Raw genomic sequence first — 23,330 nt, 5'->3', positions numbered from 1 at the left:
TCGTCCTTTTCGTGCTGGCCCACAGCACCCCCTAAGGCAGGCGGGACGTCCAGATCAGCGACAGACCGGCCGCCGCCAGGCCGAGCAGCAGGGCCAGACCCGCGTACCACTGGGTGACCTCGCGCGGCTCGACGCGGTGGCCGATCGAGCTGCCCATGTCCTCGTACACCTGCTTGAGCTCGCTGACCGACGCCGCCTCGTAGAAGTAGCCCTTGGTCTTCTCGGCCAGCTGCTGCAGCGACAACCGGTCGACCGGCACCCGCTGGAGCGCGCCGCGGATGTCGACCACGCCGGTGTCCGTGCCGAACGCGATGGTCGACACGGGCACGTTGGCCTGGGACGCCGCCGTGGCCGCGTCCTCGACCGAGCGGCCCGACGTGCGGTAGCCGTCGGAGAGCAGCACGATCCGGGCCGGTGGCGCGCCGTCGGCCCCGTCGGCCGGCACCGAGCGGATGGCGTCGAGCGAGGTGAACACGGCCTCGCCGGTGGCGGTCGCCTCGGCCAGGGTCAGGCCGTCGATGGCCGAGATCACCTCGGAGCGGTCCTTGGTCGGCGAGACGAGCACGTTGGCCGCTTTCGCGAACGACACCAGACCCAGGTTGTACGTGGGTGGGAGCTCGTTGACGAACGCCTTGGCCGCCTCCTGGGCCGCCTCGATGCGGTTGGGGGCCACGTCGTCGGCCTCCATCGACAGGGACACGTCGATGGCCAGCATCACTGTGGCCCGTTCGAGCGGTTCCTCTTTGTCGACCGACGGGCGGGCCAGCGCCGCGCCCAGGGTCAGCAGCGAGAGCAGGAACGCCGCCGCCGAGATGTGCTTGCGCCAGCCCAGGCCCTTGGGGGCGAGGGTGCGCAGCAGGTCGACGTTGGTGAAGCGCATCGCGTACGTGCGTTTGCGGAACTGCCGCCACGTGTAGATGCCGGCCACGGCCAGCACCGGGAGCAGCGCGAGGAGCCACCACGGCTCGAGGAATCGGATCATCGGGTGGTCCCCCGGGTGCGTGCGTGTCGTTGGGCGGCCACGAAGCGGACGATGTCCAGCAGCCAGTCGGTGTCGGTGCGCAGGCGCAGGTGGGCGGCGCCGGCCGCGCGCAGGGCGGTGGCGATGGCGCCGCGCTGCTCGGCCGCCGCCTCGGCGTAGCGGTGGCGCAGCTTGGGGTCGGCCGTCTGCACCTCGTGCAGTTCGCCCGTCTCGGGGTCGGCCAGGGTGAGCACGCCGACGTCGGGCAGTTCGAGCTCGCGCGGGTCGACGACCTCGATGGCGAGCACGTCGTGGCGTACGCCCAGTTTGCGGACGGGCCGGGCCCAGCCGTCGACCGGGGCCATGAAGTCGGAGATCACGACGGCCACCCCGCGGCGGCGGGGCGGCCGGTTGAGCATGTCGATCAGCGCGCCCAGGTCGGCCCGGCCGGGGCGGATCTCGGTGTGGGCGATCGCGCGCAGCAGGCCCTGGGCCTCTTTGCGGCCGGGGCGGGCCGGCAGGCGGATGACCGGCGCGGCCGCCGGGGCCTCGGGCGCACGGCGGCGGAAACGACTTTTCGGCACCGACCCCGCGCCCGTGCCCACGACAGCGCCGATGCGGTTGCCACCCCGTACGGTCAAATGGGCCATCGCCGTCGCCGCGGCGAGCACCAGATCGCGTTTGAGGTGCAGCGCCGTGCCGAAGTCGAGGCTGGCGCTGAGGTCGATCGCCATCCACGTCTCGAGCTCACGGTCGGCCACCGTCCGGCGCACGTGCGGCAGCGTGGTGCGGGCCGTGACCGGCCAGTCCATGCGGCGCACGTCGTCGCCCGGGCGGTATTCGCGCGACTCCCCGGCTTCGCTGCCCGGCCCCGGCAGCAGGCCGGCGTAGTCGCCCTGCAGCAGCCCGTCGAGTTTGCGGGTGACCAGCAGTTGCAGGCGCGAAAGGACGGCCTCGGCCCGCGCGGTGCCGGTGCCCGTGTCGCCGCCTAGTGTTGTGCCGGCCACACCGCACCCGCCTGGTTGTGCGGCTGCGGCCCGCCGCTGACCGGGGCGGCCGGGTGGGCGCCGTTGGGCGAGGTGCCCTGGCGGGCCGCGACCGAGGGCAGCGGGACGCTCTGCATGATGCGGGCCACGATGTGGTCGGCCGGGATGTCGTCGGCCAGCGCGTCGTAGCTGAGCACCAGGCGGTGGCGCAGGATGTCGGGCGCGATGTCCTGCACGTCCTGGGGCAGCGCGTAGTCGCGGCCGCGCAGCAGGGCCAGCGCGCGGGTGGCGCGGACGATGCCGAGCGAGGCGCGCGGGCTGGCGCCGTACTGGATCAGCTGGGCCACGTCGGGCATGCCGTGCTGGGCCGGGGCGCGGGTGGCCAGCACCAGCCGGACCGTGTAGTCGACCAGGGCGTTGTGCACGAACACCTGGTCGGCCCGGCGCTGCAGGCCGAGCAGGTCTTCGGTGGTGAAGACCGTCTTGGGCTCGGGCGCGCTCACGCCCATGCGGTAGACGATCTCGCGCTCCTCGGCGTCGGTCGGGTAGCCGACCAGGATCTTCATGAGGAAGCGGTCGCGCTGCGCCTCGGGCAGGGGGTAGACGCCCTCCTGCTCGATCGGGTTCTGGGTGGCCATGACCAGGAACGGGGTGGGCACCTCGTGGGTCTGCCCGCCGATCGACACCTGGTGCTCAGCCATCACCTCGAGCAGGGCCGACTGCACCTTGGCCGGGGCCCGGTTGATCTCGTCGGCGAGCAGGAAGTTGACGAACACCGGGCCCAGCTCGACGTCGAACTTCTCGCTGCTCTGGCGGTAGATGCGGGTGCCGACGATGTCGGCCGGCACCAGGTCGGGCGTGAACTGCACGCGCGAGAACGAGCCGCCGACCACCCGGGCCAGCGTCTCGACGGCGAGCGTCTTGGCCACGCCGGGCACGCCCTCGAGCAGGCAGTGCCCGCGCGCCAGCAGCGCCACGAACATGCGCTCGACCATCCTGTCCTGGCCGACGATCACCCGCTTGACCTCGAACATCGCGCGCTCGAGCTGGGACGCGTCCTGGGCGGGCGGCACGGGCGCGCCGCTACCGGAATTCGTCTCGGTCTCGGGCGTGAGCGGCTGAGCCACCGGTCCTCCACAGCGGTCGAAAATCGTCTGCCGACGCTCAAGACTTACACGACCGACCTGAGAGCGTGCTCGTGGTGTCGCATTACGCGCCGCCGATGCGCTCCGCCATGGTCCGCGCGAGTCGATCTTTATGCGCGATGCGCCGGAACGGGCACCTCCGCGGGGAGGATGCGCCGTGTCCCGAAGCGTGTAACATCGTCCCCGTCGCCGGGCGGCTTCCCCCGTGGTCGCCCGGCGCTCAATACTCTTGAGCGCATGAATGGTCCCGCTGAGCCTCAGTGCTCCTCCAAGGGATGTCGCGCTGATGCGAAGTGGCAGCTCCGGTGGAACAACCCCAAGCTGCACACCCCTGACTACCGCAAAACCTGGCTGGCCTGCGACGAGCACCGGGTCACGCTGGGCCAGTTCCTGGAAGTACGCGGATTCCTGCGCGAAGTGACGCCCTTCGGTGCGGCAACCGATGCGCCCATCTCCTAGGCTCAAGGGGTGAGCGTCGACGCCCTGACCCCCTGGCCCGACACCGTGGAATGGCGCTCGGTCTCGCCGAAGCTGATCACAGTGGAGCTGATCGTCCGCTGGAGCTGGACGGTGATCCTGGTCGCCGGCCTGTGCGTCGGCCTGGTGCTGCAGGGCCACTGGCTGTGGAAACTCGGCATCGCGGTGGTCGTGCTGAACTCGATCTGGCGCTCGTTCGTCACCTTCCGGGCCGTACGGGCGTGGGGCTACGCGGAACGCGATCAGGACCTGCTGGTCCGGCACGGGCTCCTGGTCCGGCGGCTGTCCATCGTCCCGTACGCGCGAATGCAGTTCGTCGACGTCACGGCCGGGCCCCTGGAACGCGCGTTCGGGCTGGCCACGGTGCAGCTGCACACGGCCGCGGCGGCCAGCGACGCGCAGATCCCCGGGCTCGAGCCGGCCGAGGCCTCGCGCCTGCGGGACAGGCTCACCGCGCTCGGCGAGGACCGGGCCGAGGGCCTGTGACCGCCGCCGGCCCCCCGCAACCGACGGCCCCGCCCGAGGCCGCCGTCGTGGAGCCCCGCCGCCGCCTGCACCCGCTGAGCCCGGTGCTGCACGGCGCCAAGAGCATCGCGGTGGTGGTGGCCGCCCTCTCGTGGCAGACGCTGTCGCAGGTCGGGCTCGAGCGGTTCGCGCTGGTCGTGGCCGTCATCGCGGTAGCCGTGGTGATCTTCTCGATCTTCGGCTGGCTCACCACGGGCTACCAGGTGGTCGGGCGCGAGCTGCGCATCTCGGACGGGGTGATCTGGCGGCGGAACCGGGCCATCCCGCTCGAGCGGCTGCAGGCGGTGGAGCTCCGGCGGCCGCTGCTGGCCCAGCTCACCGGGCTGGCCGAGCTGCGTCTCGAGGTGATCGGCGGCGGCAAGACCGAGGCGCCGCTGGCCTACCTGACGGTGCGCGAGGCGGCTGCGCTCCGGCAGCGGCTTCTCGCGCTCGCCGGTCGTACGCAATCAGTAGCGCAACCGACCGACCAGCCGGCCGACGCGGCCGCCACCGCGCCCACCCTCGAACGCCCGCTGCTGCGGGTCAGGAACCGCGATCTGGTGGTCAGCCAGCTGCTCACCCCGCAGGCGTTCTTCCTGCCGGTCGGCGTGGCGTTCGTGGTGCTGCAGTTCGTGATGGAGGGGTCGTGGACCTTCGTCGGCATCGCCAGCACGGTGACGGCGATGGCCGGCGTGCTGCTGCAGCCGGTGCGCCGCGTCCTGCAGGACTGGGACTTCCGCCTGGCCCGCGACCCGGAGGATCGGCTGGTCGTGCGGTACGGCCTGGTCGAGACGCGCAGCCAGATCGTGCCGCTCAACCGGGTGCAGGCGGTCGGCGCGACGTGGCCGCTGCTCTGGCGCGGCCAGGGCTGGCTGCACCTGCGGCTGGCCGTGGCCGGTTACGCGGGCGAGGGCGGCGGCGACTCCAAGCGGTCCGACCGTCTGCTGCCGGTGGGCGAGTTCGACACCGCCCGGTCGCTGGTGTGGGACGTGCTGCCCGGCGTCGACCTGGCCGCGCTGGCCACCTCGCCGCCACCGAAGCGGGCGCGCTGGCTCAACCCGATCGCGCTGCGGTCGATCGGGGTCGGGCTGACACCCGAGGTGCTGGTCACGCGGTGGGGGCTGCTGACGCGCGAGATGCAGCTGGTGCCGTACGCCCGCCTGCAGAGCGTCCGGGTGGTGCAGGGTCCGCTGCAGCGGATGCTGGGGCTGGCCACCGTCTATGCGGACACCGCGCGCGGCCGGTCGGGTCAGGCCAAGGACCGCGACCTGGCCGAGGCCTACGCGCTGGCGGCCGAACTGGCCGTACGGGCGCGGCGCGCACGAACGCCGCAGCCCTCACAGTCCTAAGCTCTTGTCATGGAGCTTCCGGAATTCCCGCCCGGTCTCAGCGCCCGGGTCGAGTTGACCGTCACCGATGCCGACACGGCGCAGGCGCTCGGCTCGGGCGACGTGCCCGTGCTGGCCACGCCGCGGGTGCTGGCGCTGGCCGAGGCGGCCACCGTCGCCGCCACCGCCCGCCACCTGCCGGGCGGGCTCACCACGGTCGGGGTGCGGGCCGAGATCTCGCACCTGGCGCCGACGCCGGTCGGGCGCCAGGTGCACGCGCTGGCCACGCTGGGCAAGGCCGAGGGCCGCAAGCTGCACTTCGAGGTCGTCGTCCGCCAGGGCGAGACGCTGGTGGCCGAGGTGCTGGTCGAGCGGATGATGCTCGACCGGCAGCGCTTCATCGAGAAGGCGATCAGCTGAGGGTGCCCCAGCGGGCCACCACTTCCTCGTTGGTCGGCATGGCCACGGCGCCGCCCCGGCGTTCGCACACCAGGGCGGCCACGGCCAGGGCGAAGCGCACGTTGCGCTGCCAGCCGTCCAGGTCCTTGGGCAGGCCGTCGGCGAGCAGGCGGCGCACCAGGGCGCCCATCACCGAGTCGCCGGCGCCGGTGGCGTCGATCGCGTCGACCTTGGGCGCCGGCAGCATGACCGCGCCCTCGCCGGCCGAGACGAACGCCCCCTTGGAACCCCACGTGACGACGACGGCCTTGGCCCCGAGGCCGCGGATGCGCTCGGCCGCCTGCTCGGGCGTCGCGCCGTCGTACAGCACCTCGGCGTCGGCCGAGCTGAGCTTGACCAGGTCGGCCGTGGCGAAGAACTCTTCGGAGAGCTCGCGCAGGTGGGTCACGGCGGCGCCGTCGGGCAGCAGGGTGGGCCGGGCGTTGGGGTCGAAGACGCGCAGCGGGCCGGGCGTCGCCCACGCGGCCCGGGCGGCGGCCCGGAACGGCTCACGCAGCAGGCAGATCGAGCCCGTGTAGACCACGTCGGCGCCGGCGATGGTGGCCGTGTCGAGGTCGGCCGGGCCGAGCAGCGAGTACGAGGGCGGCTCGCCGTAGAAGGTGAAGGTCGGCTCGGCCCCCACGAAGGTGGTGACGGCCAGCGTGGTCGGCACGGAGACGCGCTTGACGCCGGCCGTGCCGACGCCGCGCTCGGTGAGGAACACGGCGAGGCGGTTGCCCAGCACGTCGTCGCTCAGCGAGCCCACGTACTGCACCTGGCCGCCGAGCCGGGTGGCGCCGACGGCGACGTTGAGCGGCGCGCCGCCGATCGCCTGGCGGTAGACCACTTCACCGTCGCGCTCGGCCTCCTGCAGATCGATCAGCGCCTCGCCGAGCACCACCGCGTAGCCCATGGAAGTTCCTCCTGTGTCGTGGTGGGACCAGCCTCGCGGTCCGGGACGCGCCACGCCAGTGCTCGCACGAAATGTCCAAGTTTGGGAGGGTCGTACGATGATCAAACGCGTACTCGCCCTCACCGTTCCGCTGTTCATGATCACCGGTTGCACGAACTCGGTGCAGGTCGGGCCGACGGATCGGGCCTCGATGCTCACCTCGGCCTCGTCCTGGACGCTCTACCAGGGCTCGCCCAGCCCGGCCCCGTCCTCGTCGTCGGCGTGGGCTCCGGACCTGGTCGCCAGCGGCACGTTCCTGCCGTTCAAGCCGGGCTCGACGGCGATCACGTACGAGCCGAAGGCGGTTCCGCCCGGTGCGACGGCCACGGTCGCGGTCGCGCACGCCGCCAAGGGCACCGAGGTGCGGCTGGCGGTGGAGGGACTGATTCCGCGCCGCACGTACGGGGCCCACCTGCACACCGAGCCCTGCACCGCCCTCCCCGACCAGGCCGGCCCGCACTACCAGCACCAGAAGGACCCGAAGACCCCGTCGGTCGACCCGTCGTACGCGAACCCGCGCAACGAGGTGTGGCTCGACTTCACCGTCGACGGCTACGGCACGGCCACCGCGGCGGCCACGCAGTCCTGGATCTTCCCGGCCGGCCAGGCGGCCCGCTCGCTGATCCTGCACGCCGAGCAGACCAAGATTGCCGCCGGTGTCGCCGGCACGGCCGGTCCGCGGGTCGCCTGTCTCACCCTGCCCCAGCGCTGAGGGCTCGGGGAAGGCGGTAACGTCGGGTCAGCGACGATCGGAGGCGCCACCATGGCCGAGCAGAAGGCCGCGCAACCCGCGGCCAAGACGGAATCCCACGACCCCGCCTTCCCCGAGGCCTTCCTGCAGTTCATGCGGTCCGGCTGGCGAGAGGATCCGCTGGCCGTCAGCCCGCTGCCCGAGGTGCCCAACTACGCCAAGCGGCGCAACGCGCTCTCCGAGGCCTTCCCGGGCGAGACCCTGATCATCCCGTCCGGCAACGAGAAGGTGCGGGCCAACGACACCGACTACCCGTTCCGCCCGGGCAGCGACTTCGTCTACCTGACCGGCGACCGCGACCCCGACAGCGTGCTCGTGCTGCGGCCCAGCGGCTCCGGCCACGACGCCGTGCTCTACACCCACCAGCGCAACTCCAAGGACACCGACGCGTTCTTCCGCAGCCGCAACGGCGAGCTGTGGGTGGGCCGCACGCACACGCTGGCCGAGAAGTCGACCGAGCTCGGCGTCGAGACGGCCTCGCTGGGCGAGCTGGGCGCGGCCCTGGCCGGTTCCGCTCCCGGGCGTACGCGGGTGCTGCGCGGCCTCGACCCGAACGTCGACCGTACGGTGCTGGCCTACGAGCCCGACCGCGAGAAGCCCCGCGACCGCGAGCTGGCCTGGGTGCTCAGCGAGCTCAAGCTGATCAAGGACGAGTGGGAGATCGCCCAGCTCCAGGCGGCCATCGACGCCACCGTGCGCGGCTTCGAGGACGTCGCCCGGGTGCTGCCGGCCGACCGCGGGGTCAAGGAGCGCCTGCTCGAGGGCGTCTTCGGCCTGCGCGCCCGGCACGACGGCAACGACGTCGGCTACGGCTCGATCGTCGGCGCCGGCGCGCACGCGACGATCCTGCACTGGGTGCGCAACACCGGCGTCACCACGCCGGGCGAGCTGCTGCTCATGGACATGGGCGTCGAGGGCGACAACTTCTACACCGCCGACGTGACCCGCACGGTGCCGGTCAACGGCCGCTTCACGCCGCTGCAGCGCCAGGTGTACGACATCGTGCACGCCTCGCAGCAGGCCGGCATGGACGCGATCCGGCCCGGCGTGCTGTTCAAGGACATCCACCAGGTCTGCATGCGGGTGCTGGCCGAGGGCCTGAGCGACCTGGGCCTGCTGCCGGTGAGCGTCGACGAGGCGATGGACGAGAAGAGCACCGTCTACCGCCGCTGGACGCTGCACGGTTTCGGCCACATGCTCGGCATCGACGTGCACGACTGCAACAACGCCCGCAACGAGGCCTACCGCGACGGCCCCCTGCAGGAGGGCTACGTGCTGACGGTCGAGCCCGGCCTCTACTTCCAGCCCGAGGACGACCTGGTGCCGGCCGAGCTGCAGGGCATGGGCGTCCGCATCGAGGACGACGTGCTGGTCACGGCCGACGGCTGCACGAACCTGTCGGCCGGCCTGCCCCGCTCGTCGGCCGACGTCGAGACGTGGATGGCCGCCCAGCGCGAGGCCGGCCCGCGCCTGCCCGGCTAAGCCGTCTTGTAGTCGCTGACGTTCCAGCACTCCGGGCCGGAGCCGACATCGATGGTCACCTTCACCGGGTGGCCGTCGGTGTTGTCGAAGGCCTTGGTCACCGCGCCGCCGTCGTCGGTCGCGTTCTGCGCCATCTCGAGCAGTTCGTTCAGCGTGAAGGCCTCGATCTCCTCGCCGGTGTCGCCGGTGGCCGGGCCCAGGTCCTCCTCGGATCCGGCCGACGGCTCGACCGAGGTGGTGTCCAGGCGCTTGGAGTCGGCGACCGCGCCCGACTTGACGTCCACCTGGTAGCGGCCGACGGGCTTGGCCGCGTCGCAGCCCCGGGCCAGCACATAGGAGTACGCCGCCGGTTCGGTCCAGGCCGGCGGCGACTTCGGCGTGGCCGGCTCGTCGTCCGAACCGGAGGTGCACCCGCCGACCAGCGCCACCAGGGCGATCCCACCCCAGACCCATCGCTGCCGCACAACCGTCTCCCCTCGTCCGAAAACCGTGTCGCAATCTAGCGCAACGAAGCACCCCGGAAATTTGTCGCGGGCGGTGTCGATCGGTGGCATGCCCGTTCGACCTGAGGGTGAGAAGGTCGACTCGCGACCGGACCGGACACCGAGGAGAACGGCACCATGGCGAAGTACATGCTGATCATGCGGAACACCGACGAGAGCCTGGCCACGATGATGAACGCGTCGATGGACCAGATGCTCGAGCAGGTCGGCCGCTTCAACGACGAGCTGATCAAGGCGGGCGTGCTGGTCGCGGCCGAGGGTCTCGAGGACCCGTCGGACGGCGTGGTCGTCGACTACAGCGGCGAGACGCCGGTGGTCACCGACGGCCCGTACGGCGAGACCAAGGAGCTGTTCGGCGGCTTCTACATCCTCGACGTGAAGTCGAAGGAGGAGGCGATCGAGTGGGCCAAGCGCATGCCCGCCATCCCCGGCTCCAAGTCGGAGATCCGCCGCGTCCCCGGCATCGACGAGTTCCCGCAGGACAACGAGTGGGTCCAGCGCGAGCGCGTCTGGCGTGAGCAGACCGGCCAGCTGTGACCTCGCTCGAGGCCGTCTGGCGGATCGAGTCGGCCCGCATCGTCGGCGCGCTGACCCGGTTCACCGGCGGTGACCTCGACCTGGCCGAGGACGTGGCCCAGGAGGCGGTCGCCGAGGCGATCGTCGCCTGGCCCCGCGACGGCGAACCGGACAACCCGGTCGGCTGGCTCCTCAACACGGCTCGGCGGCGGGCCATCGACATGTTCCGCCGCCGGGCCGCCCGGGACGAGAAGTACGCCCTGCTCGCCCAGGCCGACTCGGACGGCGGCGACGGGCATCTGTGGGACCCGGACCGGATCGACGACGACGTGCTGGCGCTGATGTTCGTCGCCTGCCATCCGGTCCTGTCGCCCGAGGCCCGGGTCGCGCTCACCCTGCGTACGGTCGGCGGTCTGTCCACCGACGAGATCGCCCGGGCGTTCCTGGTCCCCGTGCCCACCGTCCAGGCCCGCATCACCCGGGCCAAGAAGACCATCGCGGCCGCTCAGGTCCCGTTCGAGGTGCCGGACCAGGCCGACCGCAAGGAACGCCTGGGCGGCGTGCTGAGCGTCCTCTACGTGATCTTCACCGAGGGCTCGACGGCGACGGCCGGTGACAGCCTGCTACGAACGGACTTGGCGTACGAGGCGGTGCGCCTGACCCGGACGCTGGCCGCCCTGCTGCCCGGCGAGCCGGAGGTGTTCGGGCTGATCGCCCTGTGCGAGCTGACCGCCTCGCGTTTCCCGGCCCGCACCGCTGCCGACGGGTCGGCGATCCTGCTCGAGGACCAGGACCGCCGGCGCTGGGACCGGTCGGCGATCCGCCGGGGGCTGGCCGCGCTGGGTCAGGCTTCGGCGGCGGGTCGCGGGCTCGGCCCGTACGGGTTGCAGGCCGCGATCGCCGCCTGCCATGCCGCCGCCCCGTCGGTCGCCGCCACCGACTGGGACCGCATCGTGCTGCTCTACGAGGCCCTGGGCCGGGTCGCGCCGTCCCCGATCGTCGCGCTCAACCGAGCCGTGGCGGTGGCGATGGCGGAAGGGCCGGCCGCGGGCCTGTTGCTGGTCGACGAGATGGTGGCGACGGATCGACTGCCCGGCTCGTACCTGCTGCCCAGCGTGCGGGGCGAGCTGCTGACCCGGCTGGGCCGGACCGGCGAGGCCCGCGCCGAGCTCGAGCTGGCGGCCCGGCTGTGCGGCAACGTTCGCGAGCGGGCGGTGCTGTTGCGGAAAGCAGCCGCCCTGAGTTAGCCCTTTTCGAGGACGAGCAGGTCGCTCTCTTCCTCGACCTGCCGGGGTTGCCGCTCGGCCCGCACCGCCGCCTCGATCGCGTCGAAGCCCTCGATGATCTCGAGCTCGGTGAGCCGTTCGAACGTGGACGATCCGCGCAGCTTCAGCCTGTTCTCATAGTCGGCGAGGCTGTCGGCGATGCGTTCCTGCACGCGTTCCACCGTCACGAACCGCAGGCCGGCGCCGGCGAACGTGACCAGCAGCGGATCGAGCCGCGGGAAGACCTGCTCGTCGATCAGGCGGGCGCCCGGGAAGTAGCTGTACCAGGGCAGTTCGGGCATGCGGTCGGGGAACAGGCTGCGGATCAGCACCCGGCCGCCGGGGCGCAGCACGCGGGCGACCTCGGCCGCCGCCGCGTGGTGGTCGCGGACGTGGTGCAGAACCAGGAAGAGCAGCACCAGGTCGCAGCTGTCGTCGGGCAGCGGGATCTCGGTGGCCGAGCCGGCCAGGTACGTCACGCCGGGGTGGTCGCCGTGCTGTTCGGCCACCGCTCGCATGTGGTCGGAGGGCTCGACGCCCCAGACCGGGCCGCCGAACTCGGCGGCCAGCGCGGGCGTGAAACGGCCCGTGCCGGAGCCCAGGTCGAGCACCGCCAGCGGCCGCCTTTCCGGAGCGTGCCGGGCGAACACGTGCAGCCACTCGGTCAGCCTGTCGGGGGTCAACGCGCGAGCCCGCGCGTAGACCAGATGTTGCCGATCGTCGTAGTTCACCTCGCGCAACAGCACACCCCTCCCCCGCCCATCTTTTCCCAGCGGGCGGTTCCGCGCGACCCCATAAACCCATCCGGGAGGGGACTCACAGCTGAACCTCAGGCAGCCTCGGCCACGAACACGGCGACCGAGCGGGCCGGGACGGTCAGGTTGCCCGCGGCGGCCTTGGCCGTCCGCAGCAGCGGATCGGCCGATTCCACCAGGTCGGGGTGCAGGCGCAGGCCCTCGGAGACGCCCGGCACGAACTGGACCGTGGACTCCTCGGTCGCGTTGAGGACGACCACGGTCTGGCTCCAGCGCGGGTCGAGGCCGGTGCCGTCCAGGCACATGACGATCACGCCGGGCGTCTCGGCCGGGCCGCCGAGCGGGAACGTCACCCGGCGCTGCACCTCGTCCGCCGTGGGCAGGCCGAACACCGGGGACGAGCGCCGGATGCGCAGCAGTTCGCGGTAGCGCTCGGCGGTCATCTCGATCACGTCGGGCGGCGGCACCAGCGCGGGATCGGCGAGCAGCGGGGCGGCCAGCGGCCACACGCCCTCGTTCTCTTTCGCGGGCGGCAGGCCGAGGCCGAAGCCGTTGCCCAGGGCCGGGTCCCACCGGATCTGGTTGAACCAGTCGCCGGAGTTGTGGCTGTTGCGGTCGAGCGACTTGGAACGCAGCCGCTCGCTGCCCAGCGCGACGAAGCCGGCGCCCTGGCCGAGCACCACCAGCGCCAGCGCGAGCACCTGCATGCGCGCGCGGTCGACCGGGCCGGTCGACTGCGGCAGCTTGAACGCCATCGCGTCGTACAGGATCTCGTTGTCGTGGGCGTCGACGTAGTTGATCACCTCGCCCGGGGACATCGCGTAGCCGCTGGGCGAGCCGTTGTAGTCGATCTGGGCGCCGCTCAGCTCGGCTCCGGTGTGCGTGGTGAAGCGGTAGGTCGCCAGGCCGCCGGCCAAGCCCACCTTGATCTGGTCGTGCACGTGCGGCGGGGTCGCCGAGCCCAGCCCGGTGGCGAAGCCGGGCACGCGGGGGTCGCCGAACGAGCCGCCGCCGCGGGCCGCGTCCCGCAGGCGGTCGTTGAACGTGCCGATGCCGGTGCCGGCCATGTTGACCTGGGTGGCCTGGGCGAACCGGGCGTCGTTGGCGACCTCGCCGAAGTTCCAGCCCTCGCCGTACAGAACGATGTCTTTGCCGTCGTCGAGGTGGTCGAGGTTGACCCGCACCTCGAGGATGTTGGCCCGCGGGTGGTGGCCCATGAGGTCGAAGCGGAACCCGTCGATCTTGTATTCGCGGGCCCAGGTGACCACCGAGTCGACCACCACGCGGCTCATCATCATGTGCTCGGGCGCGGTGTTGGGGCAGCAGGTCGACTCGGCGGTCGAGCCGTCGGCCAGCAGCCGGTGGTAGTAGCCGGGCACGAGCCGGTCGAGCACGCTGAACCGGTCGAGCCCGTCGCCCATCGTGTGGTTGTAGACGACGTCGAGCACCACGCGCAGCCCGGCCGCGTTGAGCGCGGCCACCATGCGGCGGAACTCGAGCACGCGGGCCGGGCCGGCCGGGTCGACGGCGAAGCTGCCCTCGGGCGCCGTGTAGTGCCACGGGTCGTAACCCCAGTTGAAGCCGTCCGACTCGGCGACGGCCATGACGGCGGCCTGCTGCTCGGGTGAATCGGGCGGCAGGGCGGCCAGGTCGCAGGCGGGGGTGGCCTGGTCGAACCGGCGGTCGGGCACGCTGCCGAAGTCGAAGGCGGGCAGCAGGTGCAGGTGGGTCAGCCCGGCCTCGGCCAGGGACCGCAGGTGGCTCATCGACGCCGAATCGGGCCGGGTGAAGGCCGCGTACGTGCCCCGCTCGACCGGCGGCAGCGAGTGGTCGAAGATCGAGAAGTCGCGGATCGACACCTCGCCGATCTGCATGCGGGCCGGGGCGACGGCGGGCGGCTTGGCCAGCGATTCCCACCCGAACGGCTTGAGCGCGGGATCGGCCAGGTCGACCAGCAGGCTGTGGGTGGAGTCGGTGGCCAGGGCCAGCGAGTACGGGTCGGTGACGCTGGTGGTGATCACGCGCTGGGCCGACGGGTGCCACACCTCGACCCGGTAGCGGTAGTAGCGGCCCAGCCACTTCGGCTTGAGCGCGGCCGTCCAGACGCCGGTGAGCGCGTCGCGTTCCATGGGGACCAGCCGCGGCTCGTCGGCCGGGCTCTTGAACAGCTCGAGCTCGACCGCGCGGGCGGTGGGGGCCCACACCGCCAGGCGGGGACGCTCGTCGCCCAGGATCAGGCCGAGTTCGGCGTCGGCGGCATCGGCGTACACATCGTCGAGCACGCCCGGGATCTGGACGCCGGTCAGCGCGGTGACCTGGCCCTCCGCGTCGCGCCCCTCGACCAGCACCGGCCCGCGCAGCAGTTCACCGAGCGGGGCGTCACCCATCTCGCGTACGGAAAAAGCACGGTAGGCCCGCAGGTGGGGGAACCGGCGGCTCTGGGCTTGGAAGAGCCCGCCCGGACGCGCGGTGAGCGGAACGGCAGCGTCACCCAGCAGCGAGAACGTGACGGCGCGATCGGCCAGCCAGCCGGGCAGCGCGATGGTCGTGCGGTCGACGAACACCGCGTACGCCCGGGCCCGGTCGACCTCGGGACCGAGCGAGCCGAGATCGGGACGGACCGGGACCGCTTCGCCCGCACGGAGCCACACCTCACGGGCCGCGGTGAGATCGAGCCGCTGGTCGTCGGGGAGGTCTTTCTCGTCGCCGCGATGGAGCACGAAGCGCAGGCCGATGGCGTCGTCGCGGACCGGAACCGTGAACACGGCCCCGAAATCGTCGAACCCCGACGGGGCGAGCGGCCGGTGCCAGTCGGGCTTGGCGATGGCGCCTTCCCAGGCGTGCAGACCCCAGCCGGCGTAGTCGCCGTGGGGCCGCTGGTAATGGATCACCGCGACGTCGGGAGAGCTGATCACCTGGCCATACTCGCACCAGGGCCCGACAGTTTCAGTCAGTGGCAATGACCGTGGTGATTCTTGGCCCATCGGCGCCAACCCGGAGCAGATAGCTGTAACGCTCCCCGGGTACGGCATTTCCCCGCGAATCGAGATATTCCCACTCGACAGCGACGAGGCTCAGCGCCGGCGACAGTCGCTGCACGTCGAGCATCTGCGCGTGCGCGGCCACGATCTGACGCTCGTCGTAGCTCGGGGCGGCGCCCAGGAACGACAGCGCGACGGCGGCCGGCGTGGCGAAGGTGAAGCTGTAGGCATCGGAGACCACCATGCCCGGCAGCGCGTAGCAATTCGCGATGGCCGCCACGTCTCCGCTGGTCAGTGCGGTTCCGTAGCGGTCGAAGAACTCGGTCAGCCGGACCAGATCGGTGGGCGCCTTCACGGTTGAAAGATGTGCCCGGGCGCAGACCGGGGTAAACGTGAGAGAGGGCGACCCCGCCTTGCGCGGGCTTACAAGACGGACGTACGGTTTACGAACGAACGTGAACCGAGAGTTAGGTATGCCTAACCCGAAGGCCGCCCTTTCGGTGCGAAAGACTTGAACGACAGTCGCTGGGTGTGAAGGAGATGACGGTGGCCAGCCTCGACACCTTTGGTGCGAAGAGCGAGCTGCGCGTCGGTGACGCGAGCTACGAGATTTTCACGATCGACAAGGTCGAGGGGCACGACCGCCTGCCCTACTCCTTGAAGATCCTGCTGGAGAACCTGCTGCGGACGGAGGACGGCGCCAACATCACGGCCGACCACATCCGCGCGCTGGGTGGCTGGGACCAGACGGCCGACCCCAGCGTCGAGATCCAGTTCACCCCGGCCCGGGTGCTGATGCAGGACTTCACCGGCGTCCCCTGCGTGGTCGACCTGGCCACCATGCGTGAGGCCGTGAAGGACCTGGGCGGCGACCCGACCAAGGTCAACCCCCTCGCCCCGGCCGAGCTGGTCATCGACCACTCGGTCATCGCCGACCTGTTCGGCCGCGAGGACGCGTTCGCCCGCAACGTCGAGCTCGAGTACCAGCGCAACCGCGAGCGCTACCAGTTCCTGCGCTGGGGCCAGACCGCGTTCAACGAGTTCAAGGTCGTGCCGCCCGGCACCGGCATCGTGCACCAGGTCAACATCGAATACCTGGCCCGTACGATCATGGAGCGGAACGGTCAGGCCTACCCCGACACGGTTGTGGGCACCGACTCGCACACCACGATGGTCAACGGCCTGGGCGTGCTGGGCTGGGGCGTCGGCGGCATCGAGGCCGAGGCGGCCATGCTGGGCCAGCCGGTCAGCATGCTGATCCCGCGGGTCGTCGGCTTCAAGCTGAGCGGCGAGATGCCGGCCGGCACCACCGCCACCGACCTCGTGCTGACGATCACCGAGATGCTCCGAGAGCACGGCGTGGTCAGCAAGTTCGTCGAGTTCTACGGCCCCGGCGTGAGCGCCGTGCCGCTGGCCAACCGGGCCACCATCGGCAACATGTCGCCCGAGTACGGCTCGACCGTGGCGATCTTCCCGATCGACGACGAGACCATCAAGTACCTCAAGCTGACCGGGCGCTCCGAGGAGCAGGTGGCGCTGGTCGAGGCGTACGCGAAGCGGCAGGGCCTCTGGCTCGACCCGCAGGCGGAGCCCGACTACTCCGAGAAGCTCGAGCTCGACCTGTCGACGATCGTGCCCTCGCTGGCCGGCCCCAAGCGCCCGCAGGACAGGGTGCCCCTGAACGCGGCCAAGTCGATGTTCCGCGACGCGCTCACCAACTACGTGTCCGACCAAGGCCCGGCCGACGAGGCCTCCGAGGAGTCGTTCCCGGCCAGCGACCCGCCGGCCAACCACTCGGACTCCGAGGCCGACAAGCCGCACGTGTTCAGCGCGGCCGCCGGCGCCACCGGGCGTCCCTCCAAGCCGACCCGCGTGGTCGGCGAGGACGGCGTCGAGTACGAACTCGACCACGGCTTCGTCGGCATCGCCGCCATCACCTCGTGCACCAACACCTCGAACCCGCAGGTCATGATCGGTGCGGCGCTGCTGGCCAAGAACGCCGTCGAGCGCGGCCTGACCCGCAAGCCGTGGGTCAAGACCACGCTGGCGCCCGGCTCCAAGGTCGTCTCCGACTACTACGAGCGGGCCGGCCTCACGCCCTACCTCGACAAGATCGGGTTCAACCTGGTCGGCTACGGCTGCACCACCTGCATCGGCAACTCGGGCCCGCTGCCCGAAGAGGTCTCAGCCGCCGTGAACGAGGCCGACCTGACCGCGGTCAGCGTGCTGAGCGGCAACCGCAACTTCGAGGGCCGGATCAACCCCGACGTCAAGATGAACTACCTGGCGTCCCCGCCCCTGGTCGTGGCGTACGCGCTGGCCGGCTCCATGGACATCGACATCACCACCGAGCCGCTGGGCACGGGCTCCGACGGCCAGCCGGTCTACCTCAACGACATCTGGCCCAGCGCGAAAGAGATCGACGACGTCATCGCGTCGGCGATCGGCGCCGAGGGCTTCAGCACGGCGTACTCCGACGTCTTCGCGGGCGACGAGCAGTGGCAGTCGCTGCCCACCCCCGAGGGCAAGACGTTCGAGTGGGCCGACGAATCGACGTACGTGCGGAAGCCCCCATACTTCGAGGGCATGCAGCCGTCGCCGCAGCCGGTGTCGGACATCTCGGGCGCGCGCGTGCTGGCGAAGCTGGGCGACTCGGTGACCACCGACCACATCTCACCGGCGTCGTCGATCAAGCCCGACTCGCCCGCCGGCAAGTACCTGGCCGAGCACGGCGTGCCCCGGCACGAGTTCAACTCGTACGGCTCCCGCCGCGGCAACCACGAGGTCATGATCCGCGGCACGTTCGCCAACATCCGGCTCCGTAACCAGCTGGTGCCGGGCGTCGAGGGTGGCTTCACGGTCAACCACCTCACCGGCGACCAGACCACGATCTACGACGCGTCGGTGGCCTACCAGGAAGCCGGCGTCCCGCTGGTCATCCTGGCCGGCAAGGAGTACGGCTCCGGCTCGTCCCGCGACTGGGCGGCCAAGGGCACCATGCTGCTGGGCGTCCGCGCCGTCATCGCCGAAAGCTACGAGCGCATCCACCGCTCCAACCTGATCGGCATGGGCGTGCTGCCCCTGCAGTTCCCGCCGAAGACCAACGCCGAATCGCTCGGCCTGACCGGCGCCGAAACCTTCACCATCACCGGAGTGACCGCCCTCAACGACGGCGACACCCCCTCCACGGTCAAGGTCCGCACCGACACCGGAGTCGAATTCGACGCCGACGTCCGCATCGACACCCCCGGCGAGGCGGACTACTACCGCCACGGCGGCATCCTGCAGTACGTCCTCCGCAAGATGCTGAACAGCTGACCGTTCGCGTTTTCGAAACCCCCGTCTTTCGCTTTCGAAGGGCGGGGGTTTTGCTTTCCTGTCCCGTACGCCATCTGGGGCAAGACAAAAGCATCGACGTGATCACCGCCTTCGGCGGCTGGCGCTGCGATCTGAGCGTCCCCTCACGGCCGTGGCGCACGACCGGCCGAGGCGACGCCCTACGCTCAAGGCATGTCGCGCGCCGTGTTTCCCGGCACCTTTGATCCGCTGACGGCCGGCCACCTTGATGTCGTGGAGCGGGCCCGTCATCTGTTTGATGACCTGGTCGTGCTGGTGGCTGTGAACGCGGCCAAGAATCCGGCGCGTGAGGGTGAGGCTCGGGCCGCGGCTGTGCGCGCCGCCCTGCCCGCCGGCTGGGGGAACGTCTCCGTCAGCGCGTGGCGGGGGCTGACCGCCGACTTCTGTCATCGGCACAACGTGGACGTCATCGTCCGGGGCGTGCGCAACCCGGGCGACGTCCGCCACGAGCAGGAGCTGGCGGCCATGAATCAGTCGCTCGGCATCCCTACCCTGCTCATCCCCACCCGGCCGGCGCTGGCCACGGTCTCGTCGACTGCCGCGCGGGCGTTTCCGGCATGACGTTGCTCGACGAGCTGGGCGTGACGGCCACAGCTTGGGCGGCGCCATTGCCCGAGGGTGCGGGGGCCGGGTTCGCGGCGGACGAGTTGGTGACTCCGGCGTCGGTCATGAAGATTCAGGTTGCTTTGGCCGTTGCGCGCGACATCGAGGGGACGCGGCGGGTCGTTCTGCGCTCGGAGGGGCGTACGCCGGGACCTACGGGCATCGCGCTGATGCGGGATGAAGTGTGGATGTCCGTGCGCGACCTCCTGACCCTGATGCTGACGATCAGCGACAACGTGGCGACCGATGAACTGCTCGGGCTGGTCGGGATCGACCGGGTGAACGCCCTCACCGGCGGGCTAGGCCTCGCGCGTACGCACATCGACAGTGACCTGCGAACGACGCTGGACCGCATGGCCGCCGAGGCCGGGTTCGCGGACTACGCGGCGATGGCCCGGCTCGAACCGGCGCCACCGGGGCTCAGCGAGACGCTGGCGGGGACGGCGGCGCTCGACCCGCGGCGCGGCTCGCGCACCACTGCCCGCGACACGGTGGAACTGTTGCGCGCGGTGTGGTGGGATCCGGCCGGCGCACCAGTGCGTGAGGCGATGGGCAACCAGCTGACCCGGAACCGCATCGCTTCCGGATTCGGGGCGGAGGTGCGGGTGGCGGCCAAGAGCGGCGGGCTGATGGGGCTCGTGCGCAATGAGGCCGGCGTGGTCACCTACCCGGACGGCGGGCAGTTCGCCGTGGCCGTCTTCACGCGCCGGCCGCCGGGTGCGGCCGCCGATCCGGCCCGGATCGACGCCGGAATCGGGCTGGTCGCGCGCGAGCTGGTCGGCAGGCTTCGGGGCGGGCGGAACGGGTAAGCCGGGGCCATGCGTATCGGGAACACGGAAGTCCGGTTTCTGGGTGGGCCGCTGGGCTGCCTCGGCATGATTCTGCTGTCGGTGGTGGCCTCGGTCGTGCTGACGGTGCTGGTGAACGTCGTGTTCTGAGCGGGCTGTCACATCCGCGGGGCCGGCGGTGCTTACCTGGCATGGACTTAGCACTGGCCTACGGCGGGAAGGACAGCGTGACCCTGTCAAAAGCCCGGGGCGACCTGGAGCAGGTGTTCCGGGCCGCCTACCCGCGCGTGGTGGCGGTGGCGGCCCGCGTGCTGGGGTCGCGCGACGAGGCGGAGGACGTCGCGCAGGAGGTGTTCCTGACCTTCGGCCGCTCCGACGTGCCGGCGGGTGAGGCGCTGCCCTGGCTATCCGTGGCGGCCGCCCACACCGCGCTCAATCACATTCGTACGGGAAAACGGCGCGCCGGCCGTGAGCAGGCCGCACGGCCGCACGACGCGGTGGTGCCGGATGTCGCCGACGCGGTGGTGGCCTCGGAGGAGCGCCGCCGGGTGCGGGCGGCCCTCGCGCGGCTGCCCCGCAAACAGGCGGTCGCCCTCGTTCTGCGGCACAGCGGCCTCAGCTACGCCGAGGTGGCCGCCGCCCTCGACCTCTCCCCCGGCAGCGTCGGCACGACCGTGCGGCGCGCCGAACTCGCCCTGCGCAAGGAGTTGACCGCATGAAGCGCCACCCGGACGACGGCGTGCTGCGCCGGCTCGTGGACGAGCCGCTCGGCGTGGCCGACACCGACCGTGAGCACGTCGCGACCTGCCCGGTCTGCGCCGAAGGACTGGCCACCGCCCGGAGCGACGCCGCCTTCGCCGCCGGCGCCCTGCACATCGACGCCGACCCGGACGTCGACGCCGCCTGGCACCGGCTTGCCTCCGCAAAACCCGGCAAATCGCCCCGAAAATCGCCTCGCCCTTGGCGGAGCCCGATCATCGCCGGCGCCGCCGCGGCCGTCCTCCTCGCCGGAGCGGGCGCCGCCGCCGCGGGCGACTGGTTCCAGATCTTCAAGACCGAACGCATCGCCCCCGTCACCGTGCATCAGGCCGACCTGATGGCGATGCCCGACCTCTCCTCGTGGGGCGACGTCGAGATCACCTCGCGCCCGAAAATCCACCCCGTGGGGAACGCGGCCGCCGCCGAGAAAGAGAGCGGCCTCGATCTGCCCGGGGTCGCCGCACTCCCTCGTGGCGTGACCGGCGACCCGTCGTATCAGGCCGGCCAGCGGATCAGCGCGAGCTTCACGTTCCGGGCGGCCAAAGTCACTGCCTTCGCGAAGAAACAGGGCGAGACCCCGCCACCGATGCCGACCGGTCTCGACGGCAGCAGCTTCCGGCTGACCGCCGGCCCGGGCGCCGCCGCCGTGTGGTCGAGCAAGCAGGACGTGCCGTCGCTGATCGTGGCCCGGGCGGTCGCTCCCACCGCGTACTCGACGGGCGTGCCCTTCGCGACAGCCCGCGACTATCTGCTGTCGCTGTCGGGGCTGCCCGCCGACGTCGCCAAGCAGTTGCGCACCTTCACCGCCGACGGCACGACCTTGCCGCTGCATGTGATGCCGGAGGAGATGACCAGCAAACCGGTCGACGTCGGCGGCGCCCCGGCCACCCTGCTCACCTCGAGCGACGGGGTGCTGAGCGCGGTCCTCTGGGTGCGCGACGGCGTGGTCACCGCGGTGGCCGGTTCGCTCAGCGCGGACGAGGTGCTGACGGTGGCCCGGGGGTTGCGGTGAGCTCCCCCGCGGTGTGGGCGTCGGGCCTGCGCAAACGGTACGGGCGGCGGCAGGCCGTGGACGGCGTGACGTTCACGGTCGGCCGGGGCGAGGTGGTCGGCCTGCTCGGCCCGAACGGCGCCGGCAAGACGACGGTCATCAAGATGCTGCTCGGTCTCGTCCGCCCGGACGCGGGCGAGGTCATGCTGCTCGGCCGCCCCGGCACCGATCCGCAGTCGCGGGCTCAGGTCGGCTATCTGCCCGAGCTGTTCCGCTACCAGCCCTGGCTGACCGCGGCCGAGGTGCTGCGGCTGCACACGCGGCTGGCGAGCACGGCCGTGCCCGAGGCCGAGCAGCACGAATGTCTCGGCCTGGTCGGGCTGGCCGATCGGGCCGGCGACCGGGTAGGCGGTTTCTCGAAGGGCATGCAGCAACGCCTCGGCCTGGCGGTCGCGCTGGTCGCCCGGCCCCGGCTGGTGGTTCTCGACGAGCCGACCAGCGCACTCGACCCGATCGGCCGGGCCGACGTGCGGGACCTGCTTCTGAGTCTGCGGGAGCGGGAGGTCGCCGTGCTGCTCAACTCGCACCTGATCGGCGAGGTGGAGCGGGTCTGCGACCGGGTGGTCATCCTCGACCGCGGCCGGGTCGCCACCTCGGGCACCCTGGCCGAGCTGCTGGGGCAACGGGAGCTGCGGCTCCGGTTGGACGGGGTGACGCCCGAGGCCGAGGCCCGGCTGGGTGAGCACCGACGTGAGGGCGACATGTTCGTGGTGCCGATCGGCGACCTGGACGAGGTGCCCGACCTGGTGGCGGAGCTGGTGAAACTCGGCGTCCGGGTGCACGCCGTGGAACCCGGGCGGATCACCCTCGAGGAGCGCCTGCTCGACATCATCCGCGGCGGGGAGGACTCATGAGGATCGTGCTCACCGTGGCCGGTCTGACGCTGCGCGAGGCTGCTCGCCGACGGGTGCTGCGCTCGTTGGCCGTACTGACAATTCTTTTGCTCTCGCTCAGTGCCTGGGGCTTTTCGCGGATCAACGCCGAGTACGGCGGTCTGACCAGCGGCGAGTCGAAGCTGGCGGCCGCCCTCGTGCTCAACCTGGTGATGTTCGGCCTCAGCCTGATCGCCGCGCTCGGCACGGCTTTCCTGGCCGGACCGACCGTGGCCGGCGAGTCGGAGTCGGGCATCGCGCTGGCCGTGCTGGCCCGGCCCGTACGCCGGGTGCAGGTGCTGCTGGGCAAGTGGCTCGGCCTGGTCGGCTTCGGCGCCGGTTTCGTGGCCGTGGCCGGCGCGGCCCAGCTCGTCATCGTGAAGATTACGACCGGCTACTGGCCACCCGATCCGGTGACCGGACTCGCCCTGCTGGCGGCCCAGGCCGTCACACTGCTGACCCTGGGGCTGCTGCTGTCCACGGTGATCTCGCCGATGGCCTCGGGCGTGGTGGCGGTCGGCCTGTTCGGCGCCACCTGGATCGCCGGTGTGGTCGGCGGCCTCGGCAAGGCGCTGGGCAACGAGAGCGTCGAGCGCATCGGCACCGTCTCGCAGATGCTGCTGCCCACTGACGGTTTGTGGCGCGGCGCGATGCGCGCGTTCCAGGACCCGTCCCTGTTGTCGCAGTTCAGCGAGGCGTTCGAGGGCCATCCGTTCCTCAGCTCGGCCCCGCTGACCGTCGTGTACCTGCTCTGGGCGCTCCTCTGGGTCGCCCTCGTGCTCGCCCTGGCCGGGCTGGCCTTCCAGCGCCGCGACCAGTAGTGACCACGGTGACGTCCCACCCTGAGAGGTCAGCG

General features: G+C 71.5%; 23 protein-coding genes. 15 read left to right on the top strand and 8 right to left on the bottom strand.

Annotation, left to right across the window (positions count from 1 at the left end):
- Positions 1–31: 31 nt before the first annotated feature.
- The 3 genes from OWR29_RS12740 to OWR29_RS12730 are packed head-to-tail and all read right to left on the bottom strand — an operon-like array spanning position 32 to position 3,074.
- Complete coding sequence (locus OWR29_RS12740; protein WP_267562906.1) at positions 32–982, bottom strand: 26S proteasome regulatory subunit RPN10; 951 nt, start codon at positions 980–982, stop codon at positions 32–34.
- Positions 979–1,968, bottom strand: a complete 990-nt coding sequence (locus OWR29_RS12735) for a DUF58 domain-containing protein (protein WP_267562904.1) — start codon at positions 1,966–1,968, stop codon at positions 979–981. The genes OWR29_RS12740 and OWR29_RS12735 overlap by 4 nt, the downstream gene beginning before the upstream one ends.
- Positions 1,950–3,074, bottom strand: a complete 1,125-nt coding sequence (locus tag OWR29_RS12730) for an AAA family ATPase (protein ID WP_267562902.1) — start codon at positions 3,072–3,074, stop codon at positions 1,950–1,952. The genes OWR29_RS12735 and OWR29_RS12730 overlap by 19 nt, the downstream gene beginning before the upstream one ends.
- A 255-nt stretch (positions 3,075–3,329) precedes the next feature.
- On the opposite strand from OWR29_RS12730, the gene OWR29_RS12725 reads away from it, so the two are divergent.
- Genes OWR29_RS12725 through OWR29_RS12710 form a run of 4 tightly spaced genes read left to right on the top strand, consistent with a single transcriptional unit; the run spans position 3,330 to position 5,821 of the window.
- Positions 3,330–3,551 carry a hypothetical protein gene (locus OWR29_RS12725; protein ID WP_267562901.1) on the top strand — a complete coding sequence of 74 codons (222 nt, stop codon included), beginning with the start codon at positions 3,330–3,332 and terminating at the stop codon, positions 3,549–3,551.
- 9 nt (positions 3,552–3,560) lie between these two features.
- The gene (locus tag OWR29_RS12720; RefSeq protein ID WP_267562900.1) at positions 3,561–4,055 is read left to right on the top strand and encodes a PH domain-containing protein; all 495 of its coding nucleotides are present in this window, start codon (positions 3,561–3,563) and stop codon (positions 4,053–4,055) included.
- Positions 4,052–5,422, top strand: a complete 1,371-nt coding sequence (locus OWR29_RS12715) for a PH domain-containing protein (RefSeq protein WP_267562899.1) — start codon at positions 4,052–4,054, stop codon at positions 5,420–5,422. The genes OWR29_RS12720 and OWR29_RS12715 overlap by 4 nt, the downstream gene beginning before the upstream one ends.
- A 9-nt stretch (positions 5,423–5,431) precedes the next feature.
- The gene (locus OWR29_RS12710; RefSeq protein ID WP_267562898.1) at positions 5,432–5,821 is read left to right on the top strand and encodes a thioesterase family protein; all 390 of its coding nucleotides are present in this window, start codon (positions 5,432–5,434) and stop codon (positions 5,819–5,821) included.
- Here OWR29_RS12710 and OWR29_RS12705 read toward each other — a convergent pair.
- Positions 5,814–6,752: a carbohydrate kinase family protein gene (locus OWR29_RS12705; RefSeq protein ID WP_267562897.1), complete on the bottom strand. Its 939-nt coding sequence runs from the start codon at positions 6,750–6,752 to the stop codon at positions 5,814–5,816. The two genes, OWR29_RS12710 and OWR29_RS12705, sit on opposite strands and share 8 nt — an antisense overlap.
- A 97-nt stretch (positions 6,753–6,849) precedes the next feature.
- On the opposite strand from OWR29_RS12705, the gene OWR29_RS12700 reads away from it, so the two are divergent.
- Together OWR29_RS12700 and OWR29_RS12695 are read left to right on the top strand one after the other, a co-directional pair.
- On the top strand, positions 6,850–7,503 hold the full coding sequence (locus OWR29_RS12700; RefSeq protein ID WP_267562896.1) for a superoxide dismutase family protein: 654 nt from the start codon (positions 6,850–6,852) through the stop codon (positions 7,501–7,503).
- 51 nt (positions 7,504–7,554) lie between these two features.
- The gene (locus tag OWR29_RS12695) at positions 7,555–9,024 is read left to right on the top strand and encodes an aminopeptidase P family protein (RefSeq protein WP_267562895.1); all 1,470 of its coding nucleotides are present in this window, start codon (positions 7,555–7,557) and stop codon (positions 9,022–9,024) included.
- Here OWR29_RS12695 and OWR29_RS12690 read toward each other — a convergent pair.
- Positions 9,021–9,488 carry a hypothetical protein gene (locus tag OWR29_RS12690; protein WP_267562894.1) on the bottom strand — a complete coding sequence of 156 codons (468 nt, stop codon included), beginning with the start codon at positions 9,486–9,488 and terminating at the stop codon, positions 9,021–9,023. The genes OWR29_RS12695 and OWR29_RS12690 overlap by 4 nt on opposite strands.
- Positions 9,489–9,644: 156 nt before the next feature.
- Here OWR29_RS12690 and OWR29_RS12685 point away from each other — a divergent pair, with 156 nt between their 5' ends.
- Together OWR29_RS12685 and OWR29_RS12680 are read left to right on the top strand one after the other, a co-directional pair.
- Positions 9,645–10,064 (top strand): YciI family protein, encoded by a 420-nt coding sequence (locus OWR29_RS12685; RefSeq protein ID WP_267562893.1) that lies wholly within the window; start codon positions 9,645–9,647, stop codon positions 10,062–10,064.
- Positions 10,061–11,290, top strand: a complete 1,230-nt coding sequence (locus OWR29_RS12680) for an RNA polymerase sigma factor (protein ID WP_267562892.1) — start codon at positions 10,061–10,063, stop codon at positions 11,288–11,290. The genes OWR29_RS12685 and OWR29_RS12680 overlap by 4 nt, the downstream gene beginning before the upstream one ends.
- Here the strand turns inward: OWR29_RS12680 and OWR29_RS12675 are convergent.
- The 3 genes from OWR29_RS12675 to OWR29_RS12665 form a co-directional block, all read right to left on the bottom strand.
- Positions 11,287–12,039 carry a class I SAM-dependent methyltransferase gene (locus tag OWR29_RS12675; RefSeq protein WP_267563262.1) on the bottom strand — a complete coding sequence of 251 codons (753 nt, stop codon included), beginning with the start codon at positions 12,037–12,039 and terminating at the stop codon, positions 11,287–11,289. The two genes, OWR29_RS12680 and OWR29_RS12675, sit on opposite strands and share 4 nt — an antisense overlap.
- Before the next feature lie 98 nt (positions 12,040–12,137).
- Positions 12,138–14,978 carry a pullulanase-type alpha-1,6-glucosidase gene (gene pulA, locus OWR29_RS12670; RefSeq protein WP_267562891.1) on the bottom strand — a complete coding sequence of 947 codons (2,841 nt, stop codon included), beginning with the start codon at positions 14,976–14,978 and terminating at the stop codon, positions 12,138–12,140.
- 31 nt (positions 14,979–15,009) lie between these two features.
- Positions 15,010–15,399, bottom strand: coding sequence for a DUF6841 family protein (locus OWR29_RS12665; RefSeq protein ID WP_267562890.1), 390 nt, complete (start codon positions 15,397–15,399; stop codon positions 15,010–15,012).
- 176 nt (positions 15,400–15,575) lie between these two features.
- Between OWR29_RS12665 and acnA the strand changes: the two genes are divergently transcribed.
- From acnA to OWR29_RS12630, 7 genes are all read left to right on the top strand, one after another.
- Positions 15,576–18,362 (top strand): aconitate hydratase AcnA, encoded by a 2,787-nt coding sequence (gene acnA / locus OWR29_RS12660; RefSeq protein WP_324291240.1) that lies wholly within the window; start codon positions 15,576–15,578, stop codon positions 18,360–18,362.
- Between the two features lie 192 nt (positions 18,363–18,554).
- Positions 18,555–18,962, top strand: a complete 408-nt coding sequence (coaD, locus tag OWR29_RS12655; RefSeq protein ID WP_267562889.1) for a pantetheine-phosphate adenylyltransferase — start codon at positions 18,555–18,557, stop codon at positions 18,960–18,962.
- Positions 18,959–19,813, top strand: coding sequence for a serine hydrolase (locus OWR29_RS12650; RefSeq protein ID WP_267562888.1), 855 nt, complete (start codon positions 18,959–18,961; stop codon positions 19,811–19,813). Before coaD ends, OWR29_RS12650 begins: the two co-directional genes overlap by 4 nt.
- 170 nt (positions 19,814–19,983) lie before the next feature.
- Positions 19,984–20,511 carry a sigma-70 family RNA polymerase sigma factor gene (locus OWR29_RS12645; protein ID WP_267562887.1) on the top strand — a complete coding sequence of 176 codons (528 nt, stop codon included), beginning with the start codon at positions 19,984–19,986 and terminating at the stop codon, positions 20,509–20,511.
- Positions 20,508–21,563, top strand: coding sequence for a hypothetical protein (locus OWR29_RS12640; protein ID WP_267562886.1), 1,056 nt, complete (start codon positions 20,508–20,510; stop codon positions 21,561–21,563). Before OWR29_RS12645 ends, OWR29_RS12640 begins: the two co-directional genes overlap by 4 nt.
- The gene (locus OWR29_RS12635; protein ID WP_267562885.1) at positions 21,560–22,456 is read left to right on the top strand and encodes an ABC transporter ATP-binding protein; all 897 of its coding nucleotides are present in this window, start codon (positions 21,560–21,562) and stop codon (positions 22,454–22,456) included. Before OWR29_RS12640 ends, OWR29_RS12635 begins: the two co-directional genes overlap by 4 nt.
- Positions 22,453–23,295: an ABC transporter permease gene (locus tag OWR29_RS12630; RefSeq protein ID WP_267562884.1), complete on the top strand. Its 843-nt coding sequence runs from the start codon at positions 22,453–22,455 to the stop codon at positions 23,293–23,295. Before OWR29_RS12635 ends, OWR29_RS12630 begins: the two co-directional genes overlap by 4 nt.
- Positions 23,296–23,330 lie beyond the last annotated feature (35 nt).

This window comes from Paractinoplanes pyxinae (genome assembly GCF_026626335.1).
Classification (GTDB): domain Bacteria; phylum Actinomycetota; class Actinomycetes; order Mycobacteriales; family Micromonosporaceae; genus Actinoplanes; species Actinoplanes pyxinae.
Note: the sequence above shows the minus strand (reverse complement) of the source record. Positions and strands in the feature narration are given on the sequence as shown.

What these genes read in the sequence shown, in the direction of transcription:
- OWR29_RS12740 (WP_267562906.1), bottom strand. Translation starts at nt 982, where the DNA reads ATGATCCGATTCCTCGAGCCGTGGTGGCTCCTCGCGCTGCTCCCGGTG.
- OWR29_RS12725 (WP_267562901.1), top strand. Translation starts at nt 3,330, where the DNA reads ATGAATGGTCCCGCTGAGCCTCAGTGCTCCTCCAAGGGATGTCGCGCT.
- OWR29_RS12710 (WP_267562898.1), top strand. Translation starts at nt 5,432, where the DNA reads ATGGAGCTTCCGGAATTCCCGCCCGGTCTCAGCGCCCGGGTCGAGTTG.
- OWR29_RS12705 (WP_267562897.1), bottom strand. Translation starts at nt 6,752, where the DNA reads ATGGGCTACGCGGTGGTGCTCGGCGAGGCGCTGATCGATCTGCAGGAG.
- OWR29_RS12700 (WP_267562896.1), top strand. Translation starts at nt 6,850, where the DNA reads ATGATCAAACGCGTACTCGCCCTCACCGTTCCGCTGTTCATGATCACC.
- OWR29_RS12695 (WP_267562895.1), top strand. Translation starts at nt 7,555, where the DNA reads ATGGCCGAGCAGAAGGCCGCGCAACCCGCGGCCAAGACGGAATCCCAC.
- OWR29_RS12685 (WP_267562893.1), top strand. Translation starts at nt 9,645, where the DNA reads ATGGCGAAGTACATGCTGATCATGCGGAACACCGACGAGAGCCTGGCC.
- coaD (WP_267562889.1), top strand. Translation starts at nt 18,555, where the DNA reads ATGTCGCGCGCCGTGTTTCCCGGCACCTTTGATCCGCTGACGGCCGGC.
- OWR29_RS12650 (WP_267562888.1), top strand. Translation starts at nt 18,959, where the DNA reads ATGACGTTGCTCGACGAGCTGGGCGTGACGGCCACAGCTTGGGCGGCG.
- OWR29_RS12645 (WP_267562887.1), top strand. Translation starts at nt 19,984, where the DNA reads ATGGACTTAGCACTGGCCTACGGCGGGAAGGACAGCGTGACCCTGTCA.
- OWR29_RS12640 (WP_267562886.1), top strand. Translation starts at nt 20,508, where the DNA reads ATGAAGCGCCACCCGGACGACGGCGTGCTGCGCCGGCTCGTGGACGAG.
- OWR29_RS12630 (WP_267562884.1), top strand. Translation starts at nt 22,453, where the DNA reads ATGAGGATCGTGCTCACCGTGGCCGGTCTGACGCTGCGCGAGGCTGCT.